At 65.0% G+C, this 5,256-nt stretch carries 5 protein-coding genes; all 5 read left to right on the top strand.

The genetic code is table 11. The features are described 5' to 3' along the window. Window positions 1-65 precede the first annotated feature (65 nt). The 5 genes from NBW77_RS21630 (at window position 66) to NBW77_RS21650 (ending at window position 5,242) form a co-directional block, all read left to right on the top strand. The gene (locus tag NBW77_RS21630) at window positions 66-377 is read left to right on the top strand and encodes a transposase (protein ID WP_165485872.1); all 312 of its coding nucleotides are present in this window, start codon (window positions 66-68) and stop codon (window positions 375-377) included. Window positions 378-1,601: 1,224 nt separating this feature from the next. Further along, the gene (locus tag NBW77_RS21635; RefSeq protein WP_207386864.1) at window positions 1,602-2,357 is read left to right on the top strand and encodes an FHA domain-containing protein; all 756 of its coding nucleotides are present in this window, start codon (window positions 1,602-1,604) and stop codon (window positions 2,355-2,357) included. A gap of 489 nt (window positions 2,358-2,846) precedes the next feature. Further along, on the top strand, window positions 2,847-3,125 hold the full coding sequence (locus tag NBW77_RS21640) for a hypothetical protein (protein ID WP_242605641.1): 279 nt from the start codon (window positions 2,847-2,849) through the stop codon (window positions 3,123-3,125). Window positions 3,126-3,144: 19 nt separating this feature from the next. Continuing rightward, window positions 3,145-3,366, top strand: coding sequence for a hypothetical protein (locus tag NBW77_RS21645; protein ID WP_131745727.1), 222 nt, complete (start codon window positions 3,145-3,147; stop codon window positions 3,364-3,366). A gap of 268 nt (window positions 3,367-3,634) precedes the next feature. Then, window positions 3,635-5,242 (top strand): serine/threonine-protein kinase, encoded by a 1,608-nt coding sequence (locus tag NBW77_RS21650; protein ID WP_131745728.1) that lies wholly within the window; start codon window positions 3,635-3,637, stop codon window positions 5,240-5,242. Window positions 5,243-5,256 lie beyond the last annotated feature (14 nt).

Here is a 5,256-nt window from a genome sequence, read left to right on the forward strand (position 1 = left end):
TTCGACCAAAATCAAGATTTATCTAACGTCGTTAGCCTCGGGCTCTGAGGGCCAGCGCTGCATTCGTGCCGGCAAAGCAGGCCAAGGCGTTGGGCCTGAACCGGTGGCCGTCGCGACACTGGAAGATCAACGTGGCGTGGACGCAGGTCGTGGGCCTCGCCGTGAACCTGCTCGCCTGCTTTCGCCACCTGGCGCTACCAGCGGGTGAGCTACGTGACGCGGCCCCGAAACTCCTGCGCTACCGGCTGCTATACCTCCCCGCCCGCTTCACCCGCGGCCAACGTAAACGGCGGCTCCACCTACGCGCCGACCGGCCCTGGCTCGATGACCTCCTGCACGCCTGGCAAGCGATCAAAGTCATCCCCGTGCCGACCTGACCAGGCCATCAACGACCCGCCGACCAGGAAAGGACCCCCCGGGAACGTGGAACCCGGCGCCCCCGACGCGACAGTCGGACTCCGACCACACCCACGAACAGGAAACCATGATCAAAACGACGGGGCTGGGATCAAGGGGATGAGCCCGTCATCCCGGTGAAAAATCCAGGCCGGCGGAAATCCACGCCATCCGTCTGGCCTGGGACACCGAGGCGGCGTAACCGCGAAACTCAAGAGGCGAGCCCGACAACGTATAGTGCACCCACGTCCCGGCCGAGTATGTCAACGGCGAAGCCGCTGACCCCGACCCGACCGGATCAGTTTCGTCCGGACGCCGCGCATCGCCCGCCGCGCCGACCGATATCGGGTTCCGGAAGCGCTCTACACCGATGAGAATGTGACGTACCCGATCCGTTTCGCATACCACACAAATGTCGTGCCACAGTCGGCGTAGCTGATGCCGTTGGGGCTCCGCCACGGGCCGTTCTTCCAATAGCTGCTCTGAAATGGATTGATCGATACGCACAAAGTCCGTACGTAGTACTGGCCCGTTCCGCCCTGACACTGAGCCCACGCGATATCGGGCCCCAAAGTTCCGGTGGAGCAACCCGTCGGAGTGGCCTCGGCCGTAGCGGGCGCTAGAAAACCGACCGCTGCGGCGATGGTGAGTACGACACACAGCCGCAACGTCCTCGTTCGTGCCTGCTTCAACATTCTTCCTCCATGACTCGACTTTCGCACTTTCTTTGATCAGTAGCTGAGCGTGCGTGGCCTGGTCGGCCGCCTACCTGTCGACACCGCGGGGCGCAGGTCCCAGGCGCAGATCGCATCGACCCCCTTAATCAGACACAGCCGGCAAGCATGCCTCGATCGCAGCCGAATTTCGGGGCACAGCGCTTATCGAGTCGACACCGCGGCGGTTCCGGCTCGGCTGTACACGGTAGGACGGTAGGGCAGTGCGTCCGACTTGTGACCCTGTAAGGTCAGAGGGTTGACGGAGTGTGTCTGCCGGGCTATGTGTACTACATTGGGAGATCTTGGCGTACCGGGTCTCCGTGGTACTGGCAGTGATCGATCATTGCCCATGTTGGTGGATGTCTGCGGTTATGCGACCCGGCCCACGTCGGATACGTCCGAAGTAGTCTTACCGAGCGTGCTGGGGATGCTACGGTCGCGCGCTGCTACGGATAGCTACTGGGCTGTACGATTCGCCCGGAGGGCAGTGTGAGCTACCTGGTTGTGCAGAAATCCTCAGAGCCGATAGATACCGGCGAAGCGGGTGAACACCACAAGATTGTCGCGGGGCAGACGCTCACGTTCGGTCGTGGCGCTCCCGGAATCGATGTGGACCTTGTGCTGTCGAACCCGGGGATCTCGCGGCTTGCCGGAGAGATCGCGGCTGTCTCCGACCATTGGACGCTGACCAATTTCAGCAGCACGAGATCCTATGTGGTCGACAACATTGAAGGCGGCGGCGAGCATGTCCGGGTCGCGCCCCGCAGGCTCGCGGCGCCCATCCCGTTCGAGTTGGCGCGGATCGTCCTCCCGACACCCACCGGCGGCTGCGGTATCACCGTCTTTGCGCCCGGACATGCGTTCGTGGCTTCCGGGGTCGGCCGGGTCTCCGGCTCCAACAGCGAACCGACCGTGGACGCGTTCAGCCTGGACGAAAGCGCCCGGTATTTCCAGGTGCTTGTCGCCCTGTGCGAACCACGGCTGCGGGACGCGACCAGCGCGGTCGTACCCACCACCACCCAGGTCGTCGAACGGCTCGGGTTTGACCGTCGACAGCCGACTCTGACCTCGGCAGGGGTCACTTACCACATCGACTATCTGGCCCGCTACAAGCTTCGTACCCGTCCGCTCGAGCAGTCGGGTGCCGGTCGTGGCACCGCCAAGCGGGACACGCTTGTTGCCGTGGCCCTGCGGTTCGGTCTGGTAGGCCCGGAGCATCTCGCATTACTGCCGCCACGTCGGTGAAACCGAACGGACGGCCCGCGAATGGTGGGGTGATGGTGATGATTATCGTATTACACTGATGGTAATGGACGGTTTTGTGCTGGTAGGGGTCGTGGTCGCCGGTTACCGGCGGCCACCCGGGCATGCTCGTTGACCGGGTGCGGGTCGCGGCGGCGCTGCCCGGCTACGAACTGGGTGCCGAGCCCGCCTGAGACCCGCTTCGAGCGCGGTCGAGGCCGGGTGGAGACGTCATAGCCGGTCAGCATCAGGTGGTTGACGATGCGCCCAGTCGCGTGGGCAGGCGAGGGCGTGGCGGTGTGCGCGACTTGACGATCAGTACCGCGACTCCGGACCTGCGAACACGCACTCATCGACTCGCTCGCTCGGGTCCTGCTGCCTGTCACGGGCATCATGACCGGAGGTGCAGATGTTGGAGGCAGAGTGGGTCGAGTGAGGAGGTGTGCCTTGAGGTACTTGGGTACTCTGGTCGAGTGAGAGGTGGTGGTCATCGTGGTGGGAACGACGACGGGGGTTTCCCGGCAGTCTCCGTTGAAGGTGGATCCGGAGACCGACAAGTTGATCAGTCAGGGTGCGCATTTCCTCGGTGTGACGAAGAAGGATCTGGTCGCTGAGGCGGTCCGGGCGTATCTGGAGCAGCGGCGGGAAGAGCTCCGCGCTGGGATGATCGCGGCGATGAAGGTTCTCGACGGCTCGCTGAAGGCGGACGTGATGCTGCTGACCGGTTTGACCGCGGAGGAGATCGACGCGGTCGGCGGGATCGACGCGTGAGCCGAGGGGAAGACCCCTGATGCGCCGCGCCCGTCCTACTCTGCGTTGCCTGCAAGAGGACCTGGATCTGCCGGTTCCGCCGGTCACGCGCCTGCTGGAGGATGTCGAACATCCGCTGCTGGCGAAGGCCTCCGATCAGTTCGCCGAGGCGAACGCCAAACATGAGCGGATCCGCGCCATCGACGATACAAGCCTGGTCCAATCTCATGAACCCCACCGACGCGGCCGCGCTGCTGGCTGACGAACGCTGATAGCTCACATCCTGGGACTGACGAGCGGGTGCGTGTGCCTGCGGCGATGCCATTACCACACCGTGAGCGGGATAGCCGAGATACTCCCTCCCTCCGGGCCGTGGTGCCGACAACGGGCCTGGTCGTGTCTGTCGGTCTTCGGTGGGGGTGCCCGCGAATGGTGGGGTGATGGTGATGATGATCGTATTACACTGGCGGTAATGGGCGATTTTGCGCTGGTAGGGGTCGGGGTCGCAGGTAACCGGCGACCATCCGCGCATGCTCGTTGACCGGGCGCGGGTCGCGGCGGCGCTGCCCGGTTATGAACTGGGTGCCGAGCGGGGTTCCGGTGCGTTCGGGTTGGTGCTGGCGGGCCGGCACCGCCACCTGAACCGCGATGTCGCGATCAAAGTGTTGTCCGCGGCGGGCGAAGATGCGTTGGTCCGGTTCCGGACAGAGGCGCGGGTACTCGCCAAAATGGACCATCCCCATATTGTCCGGGTCCATGAGTATGCCGAGGCCGAAGGCCTTTTTCTGATCGTCATGGAGTTGCTGAACGGGGGGACCCTGACCAGCCGGCAGCCGGGGATGAGCGCGGAGGGGGCCTGCGCGGTCGGCTTGGCCGTCGCCGAGGCGCTGGCCTACATGCATGCCCAGGGGGTGCTGCACCGCGATATCAAGCCGGACAACATCCTGTTCGACGCCGCCGGCCTGCTCAAGGTCAGCGACTTCGGCGTCGCGAAGGTCTTCGCCGGGGCGGCGTCCACGGCGAGCGCGATTATCGGGACACCGAAGTACATGGCCCCCGAACAGCTCACCGGCGGCCGGCTGGGGCCGGCCAGCGACCTGTACGCCCTCGGGGTGGTTCTGTACGAGCTGCTGGCCGGGAGCCCGCTGTTCGATCAGGATTTGCCACCCTACGTCTTGTATCACCATCGTATTCATGCCACGCCCCCGTCGTTGTCGGGCGTGCCGGCCCCGGTGGCCGAGGTGGTCATGCGTGCTTTGGAAAAGGATCCGGCGGCGCGGTATGCCTCGGCGCGGGCGTTCGCGGTCGCGCTCGCCGGGGCGGCGACCGGCAGTTACGGGCCGGGGTGGACGTCACGGTCGGGGATCCTGCTCCGGCTCACCGATGGGGTGCCCGGCGCGGGCGAACGATCCTCTGACCCGGTGGCGGAGGAGCCGCTGGTGGCATCTCCAGCCCCACCGGATTCCAAACCTGTGCCGCGGCGGTGGCGACATGTCAGCGCGATCGCCGGAGGACTGGCGGTGGTCATTGCCCTGAGTGCTGGCATTCTGGTGATTCTCGGGGTGGTCGATCCGTGGCCGAAACCTCCAAACCTCTTGGCGGACGGCGATTTCGAGTCCAACCCCTGGGCGCACTACTCGGTTCTGGAGCCGGCGGACACCAACCGGTCACAACACTGTACCGGAGGCGGCTATCGCAGCACCTGTTTCGTCGAATTCAACGGCGGCCGCTCCAACCAGGTCTCGCTGTACCGGGACATCGGGATGCCTGTGACCAGCCGGACGAACGTCGTCGCCGAGGCGCTGGTCCGCTGCCCGGTCAAGCAGGGGAGCTGTCGGGCGGTCCTTGCGGTTTGGGGAGACCCGGGCACCGCTGGGGAGGAATCGCAGTCCGTGCTTTGTGACCTGCCGTCGGACGGCCGCTGGTACCACCTGCGGCTCGACGGCTCGGACATCGTGGTCGGCAACGGCGACGCGACTTTCTCCCGGTCTCACCGAACTGTTCGCTGGGAGCTGTACAACCGCACCCCCGGTTTCAACCTCGACGTCGACAACGCTTTGCTCGCCGACGGAAACAAGGGTGGGCTCCCACCTGTCCAGGAGACCGACCAGGTGTGTTCGACGATCGAGGACAGCTAGTGTCTCGTGATTTC

It is taken from the genome of Frankia sp. Cppng1_Ct_nod, assembly GCF_920656135.1.
GTDB classification, from domain to species: Bacteria; Actinomycetota; Actinomycetes; order Frankiales; family Frankiaceae; genus Protofrankia; species Protofrankia meridionalis.

What these genes read in the sequence shown, in the direction of transcription:
- NBW77_RS21645 (WP_131745727.1), top strand. Translation starts at nt 3,145, where the DNA reads ATGCGCCGCGCCCGTCCTACTCTGCGTTGCCTGCAAGAGGACCTGGAT.
- NBW77_RS21650 (WP_131745728.1), top strand. Translation starts at nt 3,635, where the DNA reads ATGCTCGTTGACCGGGCGCGGGTCGCGGCGGCGCTGCCCGGTTATGAA.